Origin of the sequence: Aurantibrevibacter litoralis (genome assembly GCF_034651555.1) — a bacterium.
In the GTDB taxonomy this organism is placed as follows: domain Bacteria; phylum Bacteroidota; class Bacteroidia; order Flavobacteriales; family Flavobacteriaceae; genus Aurantibrevibacter; species Aurantibrevibacter litoralis.
Genome location: NZ_JAYEEQ010000022.1, coordinates 1 through 22,597 on the forward strand (window position 1 = coordinate 1; position 22,597 = coordinate 22,597).

Annotated in this window: 20 protein-coding genes and 2 pseudogenes; 14 read left to right on the plus strand and 8 right to left on the minus strand. The window is 38.4% G+C overall.

Features of this window, described 5'->3' with window-relative positions; translation table 11 throughout:
• Window positions 1-157: 157 nt before the first annotated feature.
• The 6 genes and pseudogenes from U1E44_RS14600 (at window position 158) to U1E44_RS14630 (ending at window position 7,356) form a co-directional block, all read left to right on the plus strand.
• A complete protein-coding gene (locus tag U1E44_RS14600) occupies window positions 158-1,060 on the plus strand; it encodes a hypothetical protein (RefSeq protein ID WP_322931845.1) in 903 nt (300 codons plus the stop codon).
• Between the two features lie 16 nt (window positions 1,061-1,076).
• Complete coding sequence (locus U1E44_RS14605; RefSeq protein ID WP_322931846.1) at window positions 1,077-1,376, plus strand: hypothetical protein; 300 nt, start codon at window positions 1,077-1,079, stop codon at window positions 1,374-1,376.
• A 36-nt stretch (window positions 1,377-1,412) separates the two neighbouring features.
• Window positions 1,413-2,332, plus strand: a pseudogene (gene rhuM / locus U1E44_RS16870) (RhuM family protein).
• Window positions 2,333-2,551: 219 nt separating this feature from the next.
• On the plus strand, window positions 2,552-3,694 hold the full coding sequence (locus U1E44_RS14620; RefSeq protein ID WP_322931848.1) for a Gfo/Idh/MocA family protein: 1,143 nt from the start codon (window positions 2,552-2,554) through the stop codon (window positions 3,692-3,694).
• A gap of 188 nt (window positions 3,695-3,882) precedes the next feature.
• A complete protein-coding gene (locus U1E44_RS14625; RefSeq protein ID WP_322931849.1) occupies window positions 3,883-5,472 on the plus strand; it encodes a hypothetical protein in 1,590 nt (529 codons plus the stop codon).
• A 78-nt stretch (window positions 5,473-5,550) separates the two neighbouring features.
• On the plus strand, window positions 5,551-7,356 hold the full coding sequence (locus tag U1E44_RS14630; RefSeq protein ID WP_322931850.1) for a cytochrome-c peroxidase: 1,806 nt from the start codon (window positions 5,551-5,553) through the stop codon (window positions 7,354-7,356).
• Between the two features lie 96 nt (window positions 7,357-7,452).
• Here the strand turns inward: U1E44_RS14630 and U1E44_RS14635 are convergent, their stop codons facing one another.
• From U1E44_RS14635 to U1E44_RS14645, 3 genes are all read right to left on the minus strand, one after another.
• Window positions 7,453-8,217: a TIGR02757 family protein gene (locus U1E44_RS14635; protein ID WP_323673913.1), complete on the minus strand. Its 765-nt coding sequence runs from the start codon at window positions 8,215-8,217 to the stop codon at window positions 7,453-7,455.
• Between the two features lie 135 nt (window positions 8,218-8,352).
• Entirely contained in the window at window positions 8,353-9,207 is an 855-nt protein-coding gene (locus tag U1E44_RS14640; protein WP_322931852.1) for a 3-hydroxyacyl-CoA dehydrogenase family protein, read from the minus strand.
• A gap of 10 nt (window positions 9,208-9,217) precedes the next feature.
• Window positions 9,218-10,177 carry a Gfo/Idh/MocA family protein gene (locus tag U1E44_RS14645; RefSeq protein WP_322931853.1) on the minus strand — a complete coding sequence of 320 codons (960 nt, stop codon included), beginning with the start codon at window positions 10,175-10,177 and terminating at the stop codon, window positions 9,218-9,220.
• Window positions 10,178-10,384: 207 nt separating this feature from the next.
• Between U1E44_RS14645 and U1E44_RS14650 the strand changes: the two genes are divergently transcribed.
• Window positions 10,385-11,026 carry a protein-L-isoaspartate(D-aspartate) O-methyltransferase gene (locus U1E44_RS14650; protein WP_323673912.1) on the plus strand — a complete coding sequence of 214 codons (642 nt, stop codon included), beginning with the start codon at window positions 10,385-10,387 and terminating at the stop codon, window positions 11,024-11,026.
• A 19-nt stretch (window positions 11,027-11,045) separates the two neighbouring features.
• On the opposite strand, the gene smpB is transcribed toward U1E44_RS14650, so the two are convergent.
• Complete coding sequence (gene smpB, locus U1E44_RS14655) at window positions 11,046-11,510, minus strand: SsrA-binding protein SmpB (protein ID WP_322931855.1); 465 nt, start codon at window positions 11,508-11,510, stop codon at window positions 11,046-11,048.
• Between the two features lie 393 nt (window positions 11,511-11,903).
• Here smpB and U1E44_RS14660 point away from each other — a divergent pair, with 393 nt between their 5' ends.
• The 5 genes and pseudogenes from U1E44_RS14660 (at window position 11,904) to U1E44_RS14675 (ending at window position 14,995) form a co-directional block, all read left to right on the plus strand.
• Window positions 11,904-12,650, plus strand: a complete 747-nt coding sequence (locus U1E44_RS14660; protein ID WP_322931856.1) for a DUF6503 family protein — start codon at window positions 11,904-11,906, stop codon at window positions 12,648-12,650.
• Window positions 12,651-13,083: 433 nt separating this feature from the next.
• The gene (locus U1E44_RS14665; RefSeq protein WP_322931857.1) at window positions 13,084-13,512 is read left to right on the plus strand and encodes a c-type cytochrome; all 429 of its coding nucleotides are present in this window, start codon (window positions 13,084-13,086) and stop codon (window positions 13,510-13,512) included.
• A 25-nt stretch (window positions 13,513-13,537) separates the two neighbouring features.
• A complete protein-coding gene (locus U1E44_RS14670) occupies window positions 13,538-14,104 on the plus strand; it encodes a cytochrome P460 family protein (RefSeq protein ID WP_322931858.1) in 567 nt (188 codons plus the stop codon).
• An 81-nt stretch (window positions 14,105-14,185) separates the two neighbouring features.
• A pseudogene (locus U1E44_RS16875) lies at window positions 14,186-14,416 on the plus strand (hypothetical protein); the annotation flags it as partial.
• Window positions 14,417-14,995 (plus strand): ankyrin repeat domain-containing protein, encoded by a 579-nt coding sequence (locus tag U1E44_RS14675; protein WP_322931859.1) that lies wholly within the window; start codon window positions 14,417-14,419, stop codon window positions 14,993-14,995.
• A 53-nt stretch (window positions 14,996-15,048) separates the two neighbouring features.
• On the opposite strand, the gene U1E44_RS14680 is transcribed toward U1E44_RS14675, so the two are convergent.
• Window positions 15,049-15,579: a SixA phosphatase family protein gene (locus U1E44_RS14680; protein WP_322931860.1), complete on the minus strand. Its 531-nt coding sequence runs from the start codon at window positions 15,577-15,579 to the stop codon at window positions 15,049-15,051.
• Window positions 15,580-15,676: 97 nt separating this feature from the next.
• On the opposite strand from U1E44_RS14680, the gene U1E44_RS14685 reads away from it, so the two are divergent.
• A complete protein-coding gene (locus U1E44_RS14685) occupies window positions 15,677-17,296 on the plus strand; it encodes a PorP/SprF family type IX secretion system membrane protein (RefSeq protein ID WP_322931861.1) in 1,620 nt (539 codons plus the stop codon).
• 31 nt (window positions 17,297-17,327) lie between these two features.
• Here U1E44_RS14685 and U1E44_RS14690 read toward each other — a convergent pair whose 3' ends face one another.
• Together U1E44_RS14690 and clpB are read right to left on the minus strand one after the other, a co-directional pair.
• On the minus strand, window positions 17,328-17,924 hold the full coding sequence (locus tag U1E44_RS14690; protein WP_322931862.1) for a TetR/AcrR family transcriptional regulator: 597 nt from the start codon (window positions 17,922-17,924) through the stop codon (window positions 17,328-17,330).
• 114 nt (window positions 17,925-18,038) lie between these two features.
• A complete protein-coding gene (gene clpB / locus U1E44_RS14695) occupies window positions 18,039-20,639 on the minus strand; it encodes an ATP-dependent chaperone ClpB (protein ID WP_322931863.1) in 2,601 nt (866 codons plus the stop codon).
• Between the two features lie 170 nt (window positions 20,640-20,809).
• On the opposite strand from clpB, the gene ytxJ reads away from it, so the two are divergent.
• The gene (ytxJ, locus tag U1E44_RS14700; RefSeq protein ID WP_322931864.1) at window positions 20,810-21,205 is read left to right on the plus strand and encodes a bacillithiol system redox-active protein YtxJ; all 396 of its coding nucleotides are present in this window, start codon (window positions 20,810-20,812) and stop codon (window positions 21,203-21,205) included.
• 137 nt (window positions 21,206-21,342) lie between these two features.
• Here the strand turns inward: ytxJ and U1E44_RS14705 are convergent, their stop codons facing one another.
• A complete protein-coding gene (locus tag U1E44_RS14705; RefSeq protein ID WP_322931865.1) occupies window positions 21,343-22,542 on the minus strand; it encodes a hypothetical protein in 1,200 nt (399 codons plus the stop codon).
• Window positions 22,543-22,597 lie beyond the last annotated feature (55 nt).

The window sequence follows — 22,597 nt, forward strand, 5'->3', positions numbered from 1 at the left end:
ATGATGGTACCAAAGAGACAAAAAGGGTTTTCAACAAATCGGGCAGGTTATGAGTCTCCCCCCGGACCCCCCTCTTTAAACACCATCATAAAACTTATTTTTAAAGATTTATTGTCCTAAGGATGGGGGTAATTATAATAGAGCAATTTAAAGTGAAATGAATAAAAACGAATATTGGAAAAATTTTAGTTTAGGAACAGAATTAGAAACTTCTGGAACATTCATTTACAATGGGTTAAAGCAAATTAATGATTTAACGTATTACGAATATAGTGAAGACGTTTTTGAAGTTTTGTATAATTTATCTGTTGGCATAGAACGTTTGATGAAAATTGTTATTGTTCTGACCGAACATCAAGACTATTCTAATCAAGAAGCGTTAGAAAAAAGTTTAATTACTCATAATTTAGATTGCCTTCGAAACCGAATAGAAATTAATCACAATTTAGAATTAAATGATATTCAAAAGGAGTTTTTAGTATTGTTAACCACTTTTTATATAAAACACAGATACGATAGGTATAATATAAATGAGTCAAACAGTTACACTAAGGATAAAGATAGTTTTATTCAATTTTTGTGTAAAAAATTAAATATCAAAACAAATAACGACAGTCCGTTTAATACGTTTAAAAACACGAAGCAAATCAAATCGTTTCTTGTGAAAATCGTTTCAAAAATTACTATCAAGCTTTATGAAGTAATTGAGATTAAAGCAAGAGGATTAAACATTTATACCTATGATTTAAGACCAAATGGAAAAGCTTATAAGGTTTTTATCTACAAAGATTTCAATTTTGAGCTTCATACTATTTTAAAAAAGGAATTTGTAATAGCTCTGATAAACAATAAAAACTCAAACTTTATTAAATTTATCAAAAGCATTAAGCCAATGCCTTTTGATGTTCAAGATGAAAATGAAATAATTAGTTTGCTTTTAACAGACAACAACTTAGAAGATTATTTTGATGCACTTGAAACGTATTATGAAGAATTAGAAAATAAAAAAGAACGGTTTGATACTTTAAATTTAATCGACAAAATAGGAGTAGAATTTTAAAACTAATTGGAAAAGTATGCCAAAAGATAACAACAAGGATAGTTTACCATTAACCATTGATCATTCACAATCGGTTGAAAATTTCGTTATTTTCAAAACCGAAAGTGGCAAAGTAAATATAGATGTTTTTTATCAAGACAAAACGCTTTGGTTAACGCAAAAAACAATAGCTGAACGCTTTGAAAAAGGACGTTCTACCATAACAGAACACCTTAAAAAAATATTTGAAGATGGCGATCCCGATAGCTATCGGGAGGATGAAAATTCAGTATGTCGGGATTTCCGACACACTGCCGAAGACAGGAAATACAGTTAAGAATATCAATTATTAAGCATTAACAATTATAAACACATGAGTGAAAGAAGTGAACTTATACTATATAAAAATGCAGAAGGGAACATTAAAATTGATGTTCAACTCGATGAGGAAACAGTTTGGCTAACCCAAGACCAAATGGCTAGTTTATTTGGTAAAGCCAAATCAACCATTAATGAGCATATCAAGAATATATATGCTGAAAAAGAACTCGCAGAAGCTACTACTATGAAGAAATTCGGAATTTCCGAATTTCAGCAAAAAGCCCCTAATTACTATAATTTAGACGTGATTATTTCGGTGGGTTATCGGGTAAAATCGCTAGAGGGAACACAATTTCGTGTTTGGGCAACGCAACGTTTACGAGAATATATAGTCAAAGGATTTACGCTCAATGACGACCGTTTTAAGTCGGGCAGCTCCATGAACTATTTCAACGAACTGCAAGAACGCATTCGGGAAATACGTCTCTCGGAGAAATTTTTCTATCAAAAAATCAAAGATATTTATGCTACCAGTATCGACTACAACCCTACAAATGAAAAGACCATTGCCTTTTTCAAAATAGTACAAAACAATAGGAATGCTTTCGTATGACAAAAAAGATGCTAAATCAATAAAAAAAATCAGAAGTTAGTATTGCCAAAAACTTCCTTAATGAAAATGAAATAAAACTTTTGGGCTTGTTGGTTGAACAATATTTGGCATTTGCCGAAACAATGGCACAACAACAAACACCCATGTATATGAAAGATTGGATTGAGCGGTTAGATGTCATTTTAAAGTTAAATGGTAGAGAGTTGCTCACACATGCAGGAAAGATTTCTCATCAAATGGCATTGAAAAAATCGGAAATTGAATATGAAAAATATAAAATTCAGCAAAAAGCGATTGAAAAGGAAGCCAGTTTAAAAGAATTGGAAGAAGATTTAAAGAAGTTGAAGAAAGGAAAATAATGATGAATGGTGAATTCTGCATAGTGCATGATGATTCGACAGATAAATAAAAAAGAACTCCAATGAACAATGCGATACATATATTGAGTTTCCTCAAAAATTCCGTATCTTCAACTCCTTCAAAAATCAAGAAAAGAGGCAGGCCATTTTAGCACATAGTAGAATAACATTTTAAGGCTTATCGTGTTGTCCTACAGTTTGTCAAAAAAAAATACAGAAATGAAAAAAGTAACAAGAAGAAGATTTAATGCCACTTTTACAAAAGGAATAGGTGGCTTAGCCTTAATGAGCAGTTTGCCAATGGCGTGCGGGAATATCGTAGGGTCTCATCAAAAGAAAAAACTAGGCGTTGCATTAGTGGGCTTGGGCAGTTACAGCAGAGGGCAATTGGCTCCAGCCCTAGAGAATGGAGAATACACTTATTTGGCAGGGATAGTTACCGGAACACCCGAAAAGGAAAAGATTTGGGGGGAGAAATATAGCATTCCGAAAAAGAATATGTATAACTACGAGAATTTTGATAGCATTGCAAAAAATGATGAGATTGATATTGTTTATGTGGTGCTTCCCAATAGCATGCATGCCGAGTTTTGTATAAGAGCCGCCAAAGCAGGGAAACATGTGATTTGCGAAAAACCAATGGCAATGAATGTGGCCGAATGCGATGCCATTATTGAAGCGTGTAAAACGGCCGGTGTAAAATTGAGTGTAGGATACCGAATGCAATCCGATCCTCATACTAATGAAATTAAAAGATTAGTAAGCGAAAAACCATTTGGCGAAGTAAAATATGTATCCTCCGATGCAGGATACATTTCTAGAGGAAATCCGGATCAATGGCGTCTTAATTATGCGCTGTCCGGTGGTGGTGCCCTCATGAATATGGGTGTTTATGCGATTCAAAGCAATATTTATGGGGTGGGTCATAATCCTATTTCGGTATCGGCTCAAGAATTTAGTACCCGCCCGGAGTATTTTAAGGATACCGATGAGAGTATTACGGCACAAATGGAATTTCCGAACGGTATTGTGGGGCATCTATTTACTTCGCATAATGCGAATGCAAACCGACTCTTTGTATCTTTTGAAAGGGGATGGGCAGAATTAAACCCTTGTCATAGTTATGGCCCCATAAGCGGGCGTACCGCCGATGGTGCTGAAATTAAATATCCGCATCAAAGTCAACAAAAAGTGCAAATGGATGATTTTGCCCAACATATCATGAAAGGTTCACCCAATGTGGCACCGGGTGAAATGGGCAAACGCGATATGATTATTGTAGAAGCCATTTACCAATCTATTAAAGAAGGTGGTAAAAAAGTTGCCCTAGACCTAGGTGATATGGGAATCGTTAGAGTTTAATGTAACCCTTTATTACGGAAACCAAAGCGTTTTTGGTGAAGCTTAAATAAGCAGAAGGTATAATTAACATTGAGTTTACATAGTGCTATTTTAATAAATATTACGTAATGCAATGGTAATTTTCATTTAATCCTTTAACAAGGCTTTAACTGTAGTTTTGAGAAAATTAATTTTTAAAACTATAGAAAATGAAAAATTACAAAAGCGTGGTATTTAAAATCCTTCTTCTCTCCTTTTTGGGGTTGGGGGTGTACAGTTGTGATCCGGAAGACGGAATAGATGGTAGAGATGGTATAGACGGTGTAGATGGTCGCGATGGCGTGGATGGACAGGATGGTGAAGATGGTGAAGATTTTGTTCCCTCTACTACTATTTTTGAAGACAAATCTAATTTAGAACCTTTAGTAGCCATACGACCTCAGTTTAGCTTTGTAAAGGCATACTCCCTCTTAAGCTCTTCCGATTTGCTCGATAATGGTTTTCGTTTGGTAGGTGCTCAAGATGGTGCCGGTTTTGTAGAAGACCCCAACAGCGATGGATTTATTTACTTATCCAATGCAGAAGATGATTATGCAGTTTCTCGTATTTTTTTAGATAAGGATCTTAATCCTATCAGCGGAGATTGGTTACTAAACTCAGGAGTCGCCGATTTTGCACGCCAATGTTCCGGAACTATGTGGGAGGCTGCCATTCATGGCGGTTCTCAAGATTTGTTTTTATCTGCCTCAGAAAGTTTTAATTACGATGTTAAAGGAATAGATCCGTACATCACAGTGCCAACACCTACGGCAGATTTTGGTTTGGATGCCCTTGGAGAATTTGAATGGGAAAATGCAGTGCCTTTACCGAGAGATGCGTACCCCGGAAGAACCGTCATTTTAGGTGGGGATGATGATTCATCCTTTTCAGAGGGTCAAGTTACGCTATATTATTCCGAAAATGGAGATGCCGATTTAACCAATGGAAAAATTTACGTGCTTCGTTTCAAACAAGTTTCCGACGGATTGGGAGGAGTGCAAGATGTGGCTCCCAATACGATTTACAATGAAGGAGATCTTGATTTTGGTGTTTCTTATGATGTGGAGTTCGTGGAAATAGAAAATGGGGCTTCTCTTACTAAAGACGAAATGGAAGATGCATCTGTTTCCGTTTTTGCCTCTGCATTTATGAGGGTAGAAGATGTAGATTATCAAAAAGGCAATGCGGCAAACAACAGAAATGTGTTTTTTGCTGTAACCGGTCGTGGCCCTGGAAGGGGTACCTATAATGATTGGGGTACCGCTTACAAATTGGAGCTGGATGCCGAATCTCCTTTATCCGGAAAATTGACGCAAATCATTAGTGGTAATACAGACACCAACAATGCCGATGGAAATCTGCCCGAACTTCAAAGCCCGGATAACATCACCGTTACAGAAAACTTCGTTTACCTACAGGAAGATCCCAATTCTTTTGATCGTGGCCATTCGGCTTATATTTATCAGACCGATCTAAACGGTAACAATGCCAATGTGGTACTAGAATTAATTGTGCGTCAGGACTTAGCTCCAGGGGGTACCGGTCTTAGTGGCGAGTACGGTGCTCTAGAAGATATTTCAGATAAAGTAGGTATTCCTGGAACTTTTCTTTTAAATCTTCAGCCTCATTATTGGATAAGCGATGAATTTAAAAACGTGGATGGTCATGATATGGAAACCAATGCTGCAGCTATTGCTCAAGGTGCCAGAGAAGACAATCAAGGTGGCCAAATCGTTATCCTAAAAGGGTTGCCAAGATAATCCGTATCGTATATGTAAAACAAAAGGTCTCCGTTTAGCAACGGAGACTCTTTTTATTTCGTACTCTAAATAATTGCAATGAAAAAAATAAATATACTTATCTTAAGTGTACTGGTGGTCTTGTTATTTTCTTGTAATCAGGAGCAAGAAGTACCCACGGTCACTTGGCAAAATGCCCAGACCATGTATCTAGAAAGCTTAACAGAAACGATCCGGTATTTAGATACGCTAGAAACATTAGAATTCACGGATGATAGGGCAACTGAAATTTTTCGCAAAGCCCGTACGGCGTTTAAAAAGGCGGAACCCTATGCAGCCTACCTAAACCCGGAAGTAGGCCATCGGGCAAACGGTCCGGCATTACCCATTTTTAAGGAAGATTCGGGAAAAGTTATAAAGCCAATAGGGCTTCAAAAAATAGAGGAGAGCTTGTTTGAGGGAAATGAGAGTCAAGCACAATTTGAACAAGAAGTGCTCTTAACCAAAGGGCTATTAAACAACTTAAAGCATCAAATAGAAACCAAGCCCTTAGACGCGCAACGTTTTTTCATAGCTACGCACCAGCAATTGTTGCGCATCATTAGCCATAGTATTTCAGGTTTTGATACTCCGGCTAGTCTTTGGGGTATATCAGAAAGCATCATATCGCTTCAAAATCTTGAAGAAGTGTATACGGCAAGTATTCAGCGATTGATTCTGCACAAAGACCGCCAGTTAAATCAACAATTCTTGGAAAATATTGCAAAGGCAATCGCTTTGATTGAAAAAGATACGGATTTTGAGACTTTTGACAGGTACACTTTTATACGTGACTATTTTAACCCCATTACTCGTGATTGGGTAGAAATACGCCAAAAAAGTGGGCTCTGGACGGAGGTTGATACTAAACCTTTTAATTTTGATGCCCCTACCTTTTTTGAAAATAATTCTTTTAATACGGCATTTTTTACACCTGCAGTGAATAGGAACACAACGGTTGAGCATATTGCGCTGGGAGAAAAATTGTTTGCCGATCCTAATTTGTCGTTTAATGGAAAAATGGCGTGCACCACATGCCATGACCCTCAATTGGCGTATACCGATGGTAGAATTACCAATTTAGATAATAGCGGTAAATTTTTAGAACGTAATACGCCTACTTTAATTAATTCCGTGTTTCAACAAAATTTTTTCTGGGACGGCAGATCGCCCACTTTGCAAGACCAGGTGGCTTCTGTTTTTACGAACGAAAAAGAATTTGCCGTTAATGTACATCAGTTTTCTTCGGCTATTTTAAAAGATTCAACGTATACAGAAATCTTCGAAAACGTATTTGGGCAGCGTCCTGTGCGGAATACCGATCTTATAAAAGCTATTTCGGCCTATGTGTCCTCGCTCAATGGGTTTAATTCTAAATTCGATAAAAATATGAGGGGACAAGAAGCGACATTTACTGAAGATGAAACTTTGGGAATGAATCTCTTCATGGGAAAAGCGTTATGCGCTACCTGTCATTTTATGCCGCTAACCAACGGTACGGTACCTCCATTTTTTACGGAAACCGAGCGCGAAGTTATTGGTGTTCCGGCTAGTGCAGACAATAAAATGGTTGACGATGATTTTGGATTTTATTGGATGTTTAAAGAAGCTCTGCATTGGGGTATGTTTAAGACACCAACTGTACGAAATGTGGCTTTAACTGCACCTTATATGCATAATGGTGTCTATAATACGCTAGACGAGGTTATGGATTTTTATAACAAAGGCGGTGGAGCCGGTTTGGGCTTTGACTTGGAACACCAAACCCTTCCCTTTGATGCGTTAAATTTGTCGGATAAAGAGCAGCAGGCGATAATTGCTTTTATGAAAACGCTTACTGACGTTGATGTAGAAAAAATGTATTAACACGAGTTCGATGGTGTATAACATATAGCCCGTGGTTTGAATCATTGGCTATATTTTCAGCGGACTGATTTAACTCAAGGTGTTCTATTTTTAGTGTTAGAACTTTTCGAAAACACCAAGTCCAAAAAGCGCAAAATCATATTTAACGGGATCAAAGGGGTCTAATTCTCGTAATTTCTGATCTAGCTCGGCTACGGCCAAAGCATCATTTTGTTTTCTGTGCAACAAACCCAATTTTCTCGCAACATTGCCGGAATGCACATCGAGCGGACAGGATAATAGGGCAGGAGATATACGCTTCCATAGACCGAAATCTACTCCGGTGTTATTGGGGCGTACCATCCACCGTAAAAACATATTAATGCGTTTGGCAGCAGATCCCTTTTGGGGATCCGAAACGTGTTTGCTGGTTCGTTTGGGGTGGGGAATATCAAAAAAACGGGATTTGAATTCCGAGATGGCGGGTTGTAGGTCGATCGATCCTTCGGAAGGAATAAAGGCAGCCTCGAGGCCACCGTACTGCATATAAATATGTTTTAGTGCCTTTATAAAATACGACAAATCTTCCGAATTAAAGGTTCTATGCACAAAGCCATCAAATGCCTCTAGATCCTTCTCCGAATGTTGTATTACAAAGGCAAAAGGGCTATACTCTAAGAGTTCCATCATTCGGGATGCATTGGCAATGATACTTTTGCGATTGCCCCACGAAATGGTGGCCGTTAAAAAAGCACTTATTTCAATATCTTCCTTTTTAGAAAACAGATGTGGTATTTGCAAAGGATCGCTGTTCAAAAAGCTAGCTTGGTTGTACTGCATCACTTTGGCATCCAAGAAGTCTTTTAATTCGTGCAGATTCATATAAGGAGGAGCATTTTTATCAACCAATAGAGCCACGACGCGCAAGAGAATCATCCATTTTATTAGCAATAAAAGGTCTCATTAAACGTGTTGTTAATTTTCAGTTTTAAACGCCTTGGATACGGTTTCGGCCTTTTAAGATAGTGTATAATCATAAAAACCCTCTCCCGATTTCACTCCCAATTTACCGGCGGTTACCATATTTACAAGCAGTGGACAAGGGGCATATTTTGGATTTTTAAAACCGTCGTGCAGCACATGAAGTATGGACAAACAAACATCCAAACCAATAAAATCGGCCAATTGCAGTGGCCCCATAGGATGTGCCATACCCAATTTCATAACCGTATCAATTTCCTCAACTCCTGCCACACCATGATATACTGTTTCTATAGCCTCATTGATCATTGGCATCAGAATACGGTTAGCGACAAAACCGGGATAATCCTTCACTTCTATGGGCGATTTGTCCAAACTTTTGGCTATGGCCATAATTTTTTTAACGGTTTCGTCGGAGGTGTTATATCCGCGTATTAGCTCTACCAAAGGCATTAAAGGAACCGGATTCATAAAATGCATACCTATAATCTCCGGTTGTCGCTTGGTTGCAGCTGCAATTTTAGTAATTGAAATGGAAGACGTATTACTCGCTAATATGGCATTTTCTTTACAAAGGGCATCCAACTGTGCAAAGATGTTTACCTTCACATCTACATTTTCGCTCGCTGCTTCTACCACTAACGCTACATCTTTTACGGCGGCTGCCATGTTGGTATAAGGAATAATTCGGTTTAATGTGGCTTTTTTAACCTCGGGGGTTAGCGTTTCCTTCGCAATCATTCGATCTAAATTTTTGCGAATCGTATCTACACCTTTAGTAAGGGCGGTAGTTGAAATATCAAACAAATGTACAGTGTATCCGTGTTGCGCAAATACATGGGCAATTCCGTTTCCCATGGTTCCCGCGCCAATAACAGCGATGTGTTTCATGTGACTCATGCTAAAACGAATTTATTATTTCCAAGGCCACTCTTAGCGCTTTGGTTCCCTGTTTTAAAGTTACCACGGGAGTTTTGTCGTTTATTATGGCATCTGCAAAGGTTTCCAATTCCTCTAAAATAGCATTGTTACTTTCTATATCTGGATTTTCAAAATAGATCTGTTTTTTTACACCTTCCGCATTTTGGAGTACCATATCGAAAGCTCCGGGCACTTCGGGCGCATCTTTCATCCGCACAACTTCTACTTTTTTCTCTAAAAAATCGACTGAAATATAGGCGTCTTTCTGAAAAAATCTCGATTTGCGCATATTTTTAAGGGATATTCTGCTGGCAGTAAGATTGGCGACACAACCATTTTCAAATTCAATTCGGGCATTGGCGATATCCGGAGAATTGCTTATTACAGAAACGCCACTGGCATTAATCTGTTTTACCTCGGAATGCACCACACTGAGAATGGCATCGATATCGTGAATCATAAGATCCAGAACCACAGGAACGTCTGTTCCGCGAGGATTAAATTCTGCCAATCGATGCGTTTCTATAAACATCGGATTTTTAATTTGATCCTTTACCGCTTTAAAGGCAGGGTTAAATCGTTCTACATGACCTACTTGCCCTTTTACTCCATAGTTAGACTCCAAGCGTAATAATGCTTCCGCTTCCGCCAAAGTATGCGCTATTGGTTTTTCTAAAAACACATGTTTTCCTTTTTCCATGGCTCTTTTGGCACACTCAAAATGCGACAGGGTAGGGGTTACAATGTCGATAACATCTACGGCAGCTATAAGGGTATCTATACTATCAAAATAGGGGTAACCCAATTCGGAAGCTAATTTTTTTCCGTGATTTAGATCAGAATCATAAAATCCGACCAGTTCATATTTTTCAGATTCGTTCAATAAACGAAGATGTATTTTTCCAAGATGTCCAGCTCCAAGGACGCCAACTTTAAGCATAGGTTTAAATTTTATCAAAAATAAGCATATTGAAATTAGAAATTAGTTTTTAGAAGTTACAATATAATGAGAATTGTTTTGTGGCTTCGCATAAAGCAATGTGCGGTATGCTTTTAAGAATTCCGTGGGAGGTATTAATCGTATAGGGTATTTTGTAATGGCATTTTAGGTTGAAATTAGCTAACTTCGTCAACCAAAACCAAACCCTTGAAAGACACCTTAAAACATAGAGGCATGCGAAATAAATTGGCAGATACCCTAATTTTAAAGGGTATTACCGATAAAAATGTGATTGCTGCGATTCGCCACGTTCCCCGTCATCTCTTTTTAGATAGTAGTTTTGAAGATCATGCCTATCAAGACAAAGCATTTCCTATTGGTGCCGAACAAACCATTTCACAGCCCTACACAGTGGCCTACCAAACAGCTTTGTTGGCGGTTACGCCGAATGCCAAAATTTTAGAAATAGGCACGGGTAGTGGGTACCAGACTGCGATTTTACTGTATTTAAAAGCCAAAGTGTTTACAATAGAAAGACAGTTAGAGTTATATAAAAAAACCAATCTTTTCTTTGATAAAATGGGCTACCGACCTAAAAAATTTGTTTTTGGCGATGGCTACAAAGGGCTACCGGATGAGGCTCCGTTTGATGCTATCTTGGTTACCGCAGGAGCCCCTTATGTGCCCAAACCCCTTTTGGCGCAATTAAAGGTAGGAGGGCACTTAGTAATTCCGGTGGGCACAGACGAGCAAATCATGACGGTGTATATTCGAAAATCTGAAAAAGAATTTGAACGCCAAGAAAAGGGCATTTTTCGTTTTGTGCCACTTTTGGAGGATAAAAATTAAAGATTGCGTTAGATTTTGGTTAAGAAGAAAAGCTTTTTTTAATACGATCCAAATTCTTTTTGTTGTCCCTATCTTTTAGCGTTTCGCGTTTATCGTACAATTTCTTGCCTTTAGCCAGTGCAATGTTCAGCTTGGCTAATCCTCGGTCATTAATAAAGAGGGTGAGTGGTACTATGGTAAGTCCAGAATTTTTTACCTCTTTTCTCAATTTTTTAAGTTCTCCTCTGTTGAGCAGTAATTTTCGTTCGGCCTTAGGAAGGTGGTTGTAATGAGAGCCGTGTGAATATTCGTCGATCTGCATATTCACCACAAACAACTCACCAGCATCGTTAAATTCGCAAAAACTTTCGGCAATGGAAGCCCTTCCATCCCTAAGAGATTTTATTTCGGTTCCCGATAACACAATGCCGGCAATATGGGTGTCCAAAATTTCATAATCAAATCGGGCTCGTTTATTTTTTATGTGGATCTTTTTCTGTATCATAAGGGCTGTAAAAATAGAAACAAAATTTTGATCTGTGCGTTCAAAAAAAAGAATTAAGATCAAATGTTAAAAGAAACCAAAGACGAGTATATTCTTTACGTAGACTGTTTTTAATTTGCAAAAAATTAATTTTGGTATCCGATGTTGCAATGAAGAGGTAGGGTAGGGTACTTTAGAGGTCGTACCCAAAATAGAAGGAAAGAAAATTGTTTTGGCTGCCTATCAGAACCTTATCTTTGACCCTATGTTGGTGAAAATAGTGTACCTTAATATATGTATTGATTTTGGAATACGCATCACGTTGCGATAGGTACAGGTAGATGCGGTATAAAAAATGAGTTGCTAATAACATTTACACAAGTAATAATTAATGATTTGCAAATGTCTGTATGTATGAAAAATTATAAGATCACCCTTATCCTTACGATCTTAATTTTAACTTCTTGCCGGGAAAAGAACAAAGACGCTTTTACCGCACAACAAATTATAGATAAGGCAATTGAAGTGAGCGGGGGTTCTAGGTATAAAACAAAATCTATCGCTTTTGACTTTAGAGATCGATCATACTTTTCGCAACCATCGGGCAAGGGTAAAGTATTGCAACGCCTTTTAAAAAACGACACCATCACCCTATTGGATGTAAAATCTCCAGATGGCTTTCAACGTTTTATAAACGATAGTTTGGTAGTGGTGCCCGATTCTATGGCCAATAAGTATAGTAATTCAATAAATTCTGTACACTATTTTGCATACTTGCCCTATGGCCTAAATGATCCGGCGGTACAAAAGGAACTTTTAGGTGAAATCACGATCAATAATCAACCGTATTATAAAGTTAAAATTAGTTTTACCGAAGAAGGCGGAGGAGATGATTTTGAAGATGTGTTTCTGTATTGGTTTCATAAAGAAACTTTTAAACCAGACTTCTTGGCCTATGAATTTAAGGTCAACGGAGGAGGCATTCGCTTTAGGGAAGCGTATAATGAGCGGTATATTGATAGTATCAGATTTGTAGATTACATCAATTATAAACCAACAGACGAAACGCCCTTTATCCATGTAGATAGTCTTTATATAAAGAAGACACTAGAGGAATTATCTAAGATTGAACTAAAAGATATTGTTGTTCAGAATCCTTAAATTTTGTTTCTGCCTTGATCTCTTCGAATCATTATAATAAAAAATTTCTTTAAACTTACTATCCCCGAGGCAAGCCATAGGGGTATACTTCTACTGCGCTCAGTGCGGGTTTCGCCAGTTTCATTTTACCTTTGGGTCAAAACCGAAATTTTGTATTTTATCTCACCCGGAACAGCAAAAAGGCAGTTCCGATCGCTCCAAAGAAGCGATAAATAGGAAACCCCGACCCAAGAGTCGGGGAATCTTTAGATTGAATTTTCGTACGGAAGTGGGGTATTTTGGTTAGGGATACGGTGACGACCTTAAAAAGGATCGGGTATTATTCGTGGTGAAGCTGTAATTATGTTAATATTAACTTTTTATTAACATATAGTGTTGTCAGTTTTGCAATTTACTTCGTCTTAATTCACATAACATATTTAGCCCAATTTTGATGAAAAAAATTTTAGTATTAGTTCCATTGGCAGGCTTACTACTGGCCTTTACATCGAATATCGATTACGGGAACCCCAACACTTCGTACTACCAAGATAGCCCGTGGAAAGCACCTGCATCTGCCAAGGCCATTAAAAATCCAGTAGCAGCTAATAAAGTTGCCTCTTCTGCAAAAAAAGGAAAAGCAACTTTTACTACCTATTGTGTGGTGTGTCATGGAGCTAAAGGCATTGGTGACGGAGCAGGAGGAAAAGCACTAGATCCTAAACCTGCTAACCTTACTTCGGATAAAGTTCAAGGTCAGACCGACGGTGAAATTTTTTGGAAAATAACCAATGGTAGAGGTGCAATGGTAAAATGGGAGGCCATGTTATCGGAAACACAACGTTGGGAATTAGTTAATTACGTTAGAACCTTAAAAAAATAAACAGTAACCACTAAAATAATATCACATGAAAAAAGTAATTTTTGTTATCGGAACATTTGTCATTGCTGCAACTACGCTAGTAACGTTGCAATCTTTTAATACCCCTAAAGAACTAGGATACGTTGCTGTTGCAGACGAAACTTTGGATTTAGATCCTAGATGGGAGAATTATCAATCGTGGTATCATGTTACTAAGGACAACCCCAACACGGGAGACCCAACCGGTTTTTTGGGGGGGAAGCATAGTGGCACTAAGGCGTACAGAGAAATTTATATTAATGAAATTGGTGAGGCAGGTCATAAGGCACCGGGCGATACCAATAAATACGCCCCTGGTACGGTAATTGTAAAAGAAGCCTTTAAAAATGAGAAAAGTTGGCAGGAAAAAAAGAAGCCTGTTTTAACAGTGATGGTAAAATTGAACCCGGGAGAGTCTCCTGAAACCAATGACTGGGGCTATGTAATGGGCGAAAAGGGATCTGTAAGTACAGGAACTTCAAAATGGGCAAAGTTTTGTAATGGTTGTCATGTTTTTGCTGCCGGAAAAGACAATGCCTTTGTAAACTCTGCTTTCTTGCAAGCTGAAAACTAAACATAGTTTTTTTCATATTAAGTGTTCAAGGGTTTTGGTTTGTACCAAAGCCCTTTTTTTATTTTATGCTTATCGATATCTATGAGAACTCGTTTTTTGTCGTTTTTAACTTTATTCACTTTGTTGTTTACTTCGTGCCAACAAAAAACGCCTGAACATTTTTTCCAAGTCTTAGAGACAAACCAATCTTTAGCAGAAGTTAAAAAGCACTTTACCCCCAATGTTTTGTTTTACAAGGATACTTTAGGGAATAGCGCGTTACATCTTGCCGCCAGGCAGAATAATATACCTGTAATCAATTGGCTTCTAGAAATGAAGCAATCTGCATTTGCAGAAAACAAGGTAGGCCAAACAGCCTATAGTATTGCTTTAGGGCGCGGTTACGAAAAGACAGCAGCACTCATGGAACATTATTTTATAGAAGAATGGGCTCAAACCAAAGATCCATATTCTGAAGAATACCTACTTTTCGCTATTGAAAAGGACTTGGTGCAGTTGGTAGCCAAATTTTTGGAAAATGGAACCGATCTCAACTACGAACTTAGCAGTACCGGTGTGCCCATCCTTATTATGGCCATGTTTAGCGACAGCCTTAAAGTCGTTCGTTTTTTATTGACGCAAGGTGCAGAGCCAAACATTATTTTTGATACCAGACCGGCATTGCACGTGGCAGCCATGTTTGGTCAGTATGAAATTTGTAAACTCCTTTTAAAGCATGGTGCAGATCCTAATGCGGTTGACGGTACTAAGACCACCGCATTAATGATGGCTATGGAAGAAAATCATACCGATATTGTACAAATCCTGCTACAACATGGCGCAGACGAAAATGCGGCAGATATGAATGGATTGACTGCCTTACAACGTCTTGATAAAAACAAAACCCAATAAGCTTTTTAATTTCTATAGGTTATCTTGCAACTAACCGGGGATACCGATTGCAGCTAGTCCATTTTTAGGCGAATGTCTGTCATTCTGCCATCAATAGTACGAATAATAAAGAGACTACTATTGTCATAATCATCCAAAGGTTCGTATTTTTCTTCTCCTAGCATTTTATTCACCAATTCGGGAATGCTATTGCTATGTCCTACAACCAATACATTTTTTCCCAAATTAGCTTCTTTAAATTGCGCAACATCAAAATTTTCGGGACTATAATACTGTAGCACAAGATCTTGTTTAACGGCGGTTGGGGCAGCCGTCATTTCGGTTCTTTCAAAATCTGTAGAATAAATGGCATCTAAAGGGATATAATGAAATACTTCGGCCCAACGGATGGCCCTACCCAAACCATCTTGATTTAACTCAGGATCTAAATTCTCCGGATTGCTCCTGTCTTTCTCAGCATGGCGAATAAAATAAAAAGTAGAAATAGCCTGTTCGTTCCTTTCTGGAAGGGCTTGGACATCATCTTTACAAGATAAAGCCCCGAAAAAAATAATAAGAATAAGCACTAAAGTATTGATTTTCATAGGTATCTTTTTTTGATAATTGTCGCAGCGCACAATGATGTAACTAAAAATAGGAAAAATTAGTATGTAGAACTAGTAGATTTTTGTTCATTTGCATATGAAAAAATGGATTTCCTTTCTATTCTTTTTGGTTGTTTACTGTCTTTTAAATGCGCAGGAAACGACCTTACCTGTTGATATTAGGCAACACAATATCACGGAATTCAATGCCAGTTTGTTAAATCCTGTCTTTTCTTTAGATCGCAATACTCCCAATTCATTGGCTTTATGGACGCGATGGCAATGGCAAACTATAGATGGAGATCCAACCACTACTTTTCTAAACTATACTCACGGACTAACAGCAAATTCAGCAATTAGCGGTGGTTTTTTTCAACATAATACAGGTACTTTTTTACACACAGGCGGTATTTTGAACTATGCCTATCGTTTTAACTTAGGTGGAACTACCCAATTGGCAATTGGTCTCAATGTGTTTGGGTATACACAAGAATTTTCGGACGATCGGCTACTGCCCAATCCCATTCTTCCCTTACCTGAATTGCAAGTGAACAATAGTTTTATCATGCAATTTGCTCCAGGTATTCGGTTGTCGAGTAATGGATTTGGTATCGGCTTAGCCTCGGAAAACTTGTTCGACTATAATTTTTCGGAGAGCGAAAGTGTCACTCGTTCTTCTGAAAAAATTTATATCGGGATGATGAGCTACGATATTCCCCTAACTATTGGAAAAACATTGGGACAAACTGTATTACAGCCCAATGTGTACGTAAAAACTATTCCCAATGAAGAAACCCAATACGGCTTAAACGCGCTACTATCTACTTCTAAATTTTGGGCGCAATCAGGTTACAATAGTTTTTATGGTATTTCAGCCGGAGCAGGAGGGCGCTTTTTTAAGAAACTTTCCGTGGGTGCTTTGGTAGAGTTTGGAACGAGCACTACAGTTAAGGAAAAAGATTCGAGTTTTGAATTTATTTTGGCATACCATTTAAAAGCAGCCCCTGAAGCGGCAATGATAGTAGACGATATATCGGAACTGGAGCAAGAGTTGCAAAAGACCGAAGCCGATAGCTTGGCCTTATTGACCAAAGAAGAACGTATAAAAGACAAATTAGCGGCTAAAGAGGCACGTTTGGCGGAAAGAGAGGCTAAGAAACAAGCCGTTCTTGAGGCACAACAAAAGAAGGAACAGCAAAGAGATTCTTTACGCAGAAGTCAACAGGAAGAACTAGTATTGGCAGCCGCAGAAAAAGAGAAACAACAACGTCGCCTAGATTCCATCAATGTGATAAATGAACAAAACGCCATAGTGAAAGCAAAGGAAAGGGAAGAAAAACGGTTAGATTCTCTTCAACAAGTACAATTCGCAGAAGCCGCATTAAAGAAGGCTGAAGCGGAAAAGGTAACTGCTACCGAACAAAAAGAACAACCAAAAACGGCGGGGCGTTATGAAGAGGTTACCAACGGGGATGGCTTGGCTCCCGGTTATTATTTAGTGGCTAATGTGTTTGGCACTAAAAAATATTTTGAAAATTTTATGAGCACGTTACAATCCAAAGGACTACAGCCCAAGTCATTTTATCGTAGTGTCAATAAATACAATTATGTGTACTTGGAACGCTATGAAACGTTGAAAGAGGCAGAAGTAGCAAGGGACAGTCAATTTGAGGGGCGCTATCCGGATAAAACATGGATTTTCAGGGTTATAGAATGAAAATAAGAAGCGGTTTTTTAAAATGAGCACATCACTTTTGCAGTTCTTTTGCAATAAGCACGTCGAGATACGCTATGGTGTTGAGCAGGTATTTTCTGTCGTCCGTAATGGTAGCCATGGCCACGGCACCCTGAAGCATAGTGTATAATTGTTTGGCAAACTGCAAGGGCGTTACCGGTAATTTTAGTTCATTATTGTGTAGGCCTGTTTCTAACACTAAGGCTATTTTACCCTCAATGGTTTTGGCCGTTTCCTTGGCTGCTGCCGCCAAAAGTGGATTATTGTGCTTGGCATCGACACCCACATTTAATACCGGACAACCCCCCATTTCATAGTTAAATTCATTATAATGTCGGTAAAAATGGGTGAGAGAAAACAACTTATCCAAAGACGATCCGGCAACGGAAAGTTTTTCATCAATTTTAGCCAATAACAATTTGCTGTTGTATTCAAAAGCAGCCATGGCCAACGCTTCCTTGTTTTCAAAATTACCATATAAGGCACCTTTGGTAAGTCCGGTCGCTTCTGTAAGATCACTCATACTCGTACCCACATAACCCAGTTTGTTAAAAATGGGCGCAACCGTTTCTATAATATAGGAAGTGGTTCTTTGGGCTTTACTCGTCATTAAACCTGTAGTTTTTTCAAAGATAAAAAAATATATACTGCATGGTATATCTAATAGCATAAAAAAGCACCCAAAATTGAGTGCTTTTTTGTTTTCTATTTTTTTTTGCGCTGCTTACTTTACGAGTTCATCCTGATTTCGAAACACAAGTGTATCATTAAAGGCGTCTAGGAGAATAATACTATCTGATTGTATTTTGCTACTCAAAAGTTCTTTTGATAAACTGTTGAGCACTTCTCTTTGAATCACCCTTTTTATAGGACGTGCTCCATACTGAGGATCGTAGCCCCGCTCGGCCAAATACGCAATGGCCTCTTCGGTGGCATCCATGGTTATGTGTTGCTGTTGCAATACTTTTTTAAGGTGATCTAATTGTAACCTTACAATCTGTACCAAATCCTTTTTAGAGAGCGGTGTAAACATAATAATATCGTCTATTCGGTTCAGAAATTCTGGCCGTATGTTTTTTCGCAATAATCCAAGTACTTCTACTCTAGCCGCTTCTGTGGCACTGTAAATATCCGCATTGTTTTCAAATTTTTCTTGAATAATGTGGCTTCCCATATTGCTGGTCATAATAATGATCGTGTTCTTAAAATCCGCCACCCTGCCTTTGTTATCTGTGAGCCTTCCTTCATCTAGCACTTGCAATAGGATGTTAAAAGTGTCTGGATGTGCCTTTTCAATTTCATCTAATAACACTACAGAATACGGTCTGCGACGCACGGCCTCTGTTAGTTGTCCGCCCTCGTCGTAGCCTACATATCCCGGAGGTGCACCTACGAGGCGACTCACAGAATGCCGCTCCTGATATTCGCTCATATCTATACGTGTCATGGCGTTTTCATCATCAAAAAGATAGGATGCTAATGTTTTAGCAAGTTCTGTTTTCCCTACCCCTGTAGTCCCCAAAAATAGGAAAGAACCAATAGGTCGTTTCGCATCTTGTAAGCCCGCCCTACTTCTTCGAATGGCATCGGCGACCGCTTGAATGGCTTCATTCTGGCCTACGACCCGTTTATGCAATACATCTTCTAACTTTAGCAATTTTTCCCGTTCACTTTGAAGCATTTTTGTAACCGGAATTCCGGTCCACTTCGCAACCACTTCCGCAATATCGTCACGGGTTACTTCTTCTTTAATGAGCGTTCCTGCCGCTTGTTGGGTTGCCAGTTCTTGTTGAAGCACTTCCAGTTTTTCCTGAGCTTCCTTTATTTTTCCATAGCGAAGCTCTGCTACTTTGCCGTAATCGCCATTGCGTTCGGCACGCTCGGCCTCCACTTTGTAGTTTTCAATATCTTGTTTGGTCTTTTGAATATCGTCTACTACAATTTTTTCACTTTCCCACTTGGCAAATATATCGTGCCTATTTTCTTTTAAATTGGCAAGTTCTACATGCAACACTTTTAATTTAGAAGGATCATTTTCTCGCTTAATAGCCTCAATTTCAATCTCTAATTGCATTATTTTTCGGTCAATTACGTCCAATTCTTCTGGTTTAGAATTGATTTCCATACGTAATTTAGAGGCCGCTTCATCCATTAAGTCTATGGCCTTGTCCGGCAAAAATCGATTGGTTATATACCGTTGCGACAATTCTACCGCCGCAATTACAGCCTCATCCTTAATGCGTACTTTGTGGTGGGTTTCATATTTTTCCTTAATTCCCCTTAAGATGGAAATGGCACTTTCGGTATCGGGCTCATCTACAAGCACCTTCTGAAACCTGCGTTCCAAAGCCTTGTCTTTTTCAAAATATTTTTGGTATTCATCTAAGGTGGTTGCCCCAATAGCTCTGAGTTCTCCTCGGGCTAAGGCAGGTTTTAAAATGTTGGCGGCATCCATAGCACCCTGTCCGCCACCAGCCCCAACTAAGGTGTGAATTTCATCAATAAAAAGTACTACGTTTCCGTCTGAAGCGATCACTTCCTTAATTACCGCTTTAAGTCGTTCTTCAAACTCTCCTTTATATTTTGCTCCGGCAATTAAGGCACCCATATCTAAAGAATAAATTACTTTATCTTTTAAGTTTTCGGGGATATCGCCCTGAATAATACGATGCGCTAAGCCCTCCGCAATGGCCGTTTTACCTACACCGGGTTCGCCAACCAACATAGGGTTGTTTTTGGTTCTTCGGGATAAGATTTGCAATACACGACGAATTTCTTCATCGCGACCAATGACCGGATCCAGTTTTCCTTTATCGGCCAATTCGTTTAAATTTTTCGCATATTTGTTTAGGGAATTGTACGTCTCTTCGGCACTTTGTGAGGTTACTTTATCCCCTTTACGAAGGGCAGAAATGGCAGCGTTAAGGTCTTTTTCTGTAACACCTTGATCCTTGAGTATTTGCGATATTTTACTTTTAGAATTAAATATAGCCAGTATTAAATGCTCAATGGACACGTATTCATCTCCCATTTTCTTCGCGAGATTTGTTGCCTCCGATAGGCTTTTACCGGCTTCTTTGGACAGCATAATATCGCCTCCACTTACTTTGGGAAAGTGATTTAACTCCTTTTCTAAAATTTGATGAAGCATGGAGCTATTAACATTTAATTTTTTAAGTAAAAAAGGAAGTACATTTTCATCTACTACCGAAATGGCCTTAAATAAATGCTCGTTTTCTATTTGTTGATGCCCGTAGCCCTGCGCTAAATGTTGCGCCTGCTGAATGGCTTCCTGAGCTTTTATGGTAAGATTATTAAAGTTCATAATTTCTATATATTTTTAGTTATTATACTTATTTTTACACGAAAAAGGTCAACAATCTTACCAAAGTAAAATATAGACATTATGTCGTTGAATCGGCAAAAATAACTGACTTTTTGTCGGATAGTAAGGTGTTATTATTTGTTCGACTTATTAGTGAAAACAGGATTTACATGGGATTATTTCAGAATTTGTTTGGCAGAGAAGATAAGGAAACACGCAAGGATGAAAAAACGATTCCTTGGATAAAGCTTACTTCATTGGACCAATTCAGTGCGTTAAGGGAAAACTCTAATAATAGGACACAACTTATTTTTAAGCATTCCACCACCTGCGGAATTAGTAGAATGGTATTGAAAATGTTTACTGATGGCTATGCCTTGTCCGAATCGCAAGCCGATTTGTATTTTTTGGACCTGCATCAATATCGAAATATATCTAGTGCGGTAGCTCAAGAACTTGGTGTGCAACACCAGTCTCCGCAACTGATTGTGCTTAAAAACGGTACTGTAGTAACACATGCTTCTCACGGAAGTATACCAGATGTAGCTCTAGAAAAATATGTGTAGCCTAGCCCTTAGTGCAAATTAGTCATTCGTTTTTGTGGCCAAATAAGGGACGGTATCGTATGGATTGTGCCTAAATGATTTTTTTAAAGAATCTTACGAATACGGCTACATTGTCTAAGACATTAAACCAAGCGATTTTAATGCCTTTGGGTCGGGAATTTGTGACGTACCAAAATATGCTTTAATTTGGCTTTCATGTCCTCGCCCGCATCATACACCATTTGTTCGTTGCTGGGAAAAGGAACCGATGTGAGGTTTAGCATGGCGATCATATCCGTATCGAGTGCCCTTTTATCCCCCTGATAATTTGCGTAATGATGTTCAAATATGAATTCACTACTCAGCGGATAAGTATTTAGCTGCTGCTGGGTTTTTAAATCAATAAAACGTACATTTCCGGCGACCTGTGCCGTTTTAAATTGTGTAAATTGATAAAATGTACTCCGCACTGTCTTTAGTTTCTCTACTTTAATTTTGTTGCCAAGGCTGTCTTTAACCACATTGCCATTTCGATCTAATAAAAACTCATACCCATCTGCAATTTGTCGTTCTTTAATGACCTGTTTTTCTTTTACTTGTTCCGGAGATATGGCAATAGTACGAAAAGCCAGTTGCATCTCAAAGTCGTATGTTTGCCCTTTTATAGGATTGGCATGGTATTGCGTCCATAAATCATTTAACCCGTAGGTGTTAAAATTGAGTAATTCGTCTTGTAACCTGCCGGGGATGATCTGTTCGGTATCGTTATAAATTTGAACTTTTACATAATCCAAGCCTTTCGCATAAGCGGTTTCCATTTTAATAGCGGTATCGGCATATCCTGGATGTATCTCGTTGAGATAAGCAAAGTCGTCATACGCTTTTCTAAAATCGCTTTTAGTAGTTCCCTTATCCAGCAGAGCGGAAGCGTTGCCATAAAGATATTCAGAGAGTTTATTTTTAGATTTTATAATTTTTTCATCATAATTTTTAAATTCGAAGGCAGCATTCCTATTCTGATCCTGTATGCGAAGCGGTAATAAGGGTGTTATACGCTTTTGAATCTCATTAAGCGACACGTATGTGGTATAGATACGCTCATAGTTGGCCGGATTACCATCTTTTTTCAAAAATGCAATTTCTTGTAGTTCTCGATCTGCGTTTTTATAAAAGGCCTCTTCTAACATTAAAATATAGCGTTGATGGCTTTTTTTGTCTTTGTTGCCGGCCAAATTCTGTAGGGCACTAGTAATAGCACTTCCATAATTGCCCGTATTTAGGGCTTCTTGTGTTTTTTTGACACCACTACAAGAAATTACCAAACCAAATGAAACGAAATACACAAACAGCTTTTTCATGAAGGCTACCTTATTTTAACATGTTTTACTTTGAAAGAACGCAAACACCCTCATT

Excerpts from the sequence above, each read along its gene's own strand:
- U1E44_RS14600 (WP_322931845.1), top strand. The coding sequence starts at position 158 with ATGAATAAAAACGAATATTGGAAAAATTTTAGTTTAGGAACAGAATTA.
- U1E44_RS14605 (WP_322931846.1), top strand. The coding sequence starts at position 1,077 with ATGCCAAAAGATAACAACAAGGATAGTTTACCATTAACCATTGATCAT.
- U1E44_RS14620 (WP_322931848.1), top strand. The coding sequence starts at position 2,552 with ATGAAAAAAGTAACAAGAAGAAGATTTAATGCCACTTTTACAAAAGGA.
- U1E44_RS14625 (WP_322931849.1), top strand. The coding sequence starts at position 3,883 with ATGAAAAATTACAAAAGCGTGGTATTTAAAATCCTTCTTCTCTCCTTT.
- U1E44_RS14630 (WP_322931850.1), top strand. The coding sequence starts at position 5,551 with ATGAAAAAAATAAATATACTTATCTTAAGTGTACTGGTGGTCTTGTTA.
- U1E44_RS14635 (WP_323673913.1), bottom strand. The coding sequence starts at position 8,217 with ATGAATCTGCACGAATTAAAAGACTTCTTGGATGCCAAAGTGATGCAG.
- U1E44_RS14640 (WP_322931852.1), bottom strand. The coding sequence starts at position 9,207 with ATGAAACACATCGCTGTTATTGGCGCGGGAACCATGGGAAACGGAATT.
- U1E44_RS14645 (WP_322931853.1), bottom strand. The coding sequence starts at position 10,177 with ATGCTTAAAGTTGGCGTCCTTGGAGCTGGACATCTTGGAAAAATACAT.
- smpB (WP_322931855.1), bottom strand. The coding sequence starts at position 11,510 with ATGATACAGAAAAAGATCCACATAAAAAATAAACGAGCCCGATTTGAT.
- U1E44_RS14660 (WP_322931856.1), top strand. The coding sequence starts at position 11,904 with ATGAAAAATTATAAGATCACCCTTATCCTTACGATCTTAATTTTAACT.
- U1E44_RS14665 (WP_322931857.1), top strand. The coding sequence starts at position 13,084 with ATGAAAAAAATTTTAGTATTAGTTCCATTGGCAGGCTTACTACTGGCC.
- U1E44_RS14670 (WP_322931858.1), top strand. The coding sequence starts at position 13,538 with ATGAAAAAAGTAATTTTTGTTATCGGAACATTTGTCATTGCTGCAACT.
- U1E44_RS14675 (WP_322931859.1), top strand. The coding sequence starts at position 14,417 with ATGAAGCAATCTGCATTTGCAGAAAACAAGGTAGGCCAAACAGCCTAT.
- U1E44_RS14680 (WP_322931860.1), bottom strand. The coding sequence starts at position 15,579 with ATGAAAATCAATACTTTAGTGCTTATTCTTATTATTTTTTTCGGGGCT.
- U1E44_RS14685 (WP_322931861.1), top strand. The coding sequence starts at position 15,677 with ATGAAAAAATGGATTTCCTTTCTATTCTTTTTGGTTGTTTACTGTCTT.
- U1E44_RS14690 (WP_322931862.1), bottom strand. The coding sequence starts at position 17,924 with ATGACGAGTAAAGCCCAAAGAACCACTTCCTATATTATAGAAACGGTT.
- clpB (WP_322931863.1), bottom strand. The coding sequence starts at position 20,639 with ATGAACTTTAATAATCTTACCATAAAAGCTCAGGAAGCCATTCAGCAG.
- ytxJ (WP_322931864.1), top strand. The coding sequence starts at position 20,810 with ATGGGATTATTTCAGAATTTGTTTGGCAGAGAAGATAAGGAAACACGC.
- U1E44_RS14705 (WP_322931865.1), bottom strand. The coding sequence starts at position 22,542 with ATGAAAAAGCTGTTTGTGTATTTCGTTTCATTTGGTTTGGTAATTTCT.